The organism is Monashia sp. HAY1-2A (assembly GCF_056755315.1).
Genome location: NZ_JBNDHY010000880.1, coordinates 1 through 206 on the forward strand (window position 1 = coordinate 1; position 206 = coordinate 206).

Genomic DNA, 206 nt, shown 5'->3' on the forward strand with positions numbered 1-206 from the left:
CTCCGTCGTCGGCAGCGTCAGATGTGTATAAGAGACAGGCCTTCCACGTGCTGGTCGGCGTGCCGGGCAGGCAGACGACCGGCGTGGAGCCCCAGCGCCCGAGGCCCTGCGGCCCGCCGGGCTGGAGCTGTCTCTTATACACATCTCCGAGCCCACGAGACGCGTAGTAATCTAGGGGGGCCGGCGCTTTTTCGCGAAAAGGGGGG

The 206-nt window shown here is 67.0% G+C and carries 1 pseudogene; it reads right to left on the reverse strand.

From position 1 onward, the window contains the following. Window positions 1-206: pseudogene (locus ACPYOM_RS24275) on the reverse strand (hypothetical protein); the annotation flags it as partial.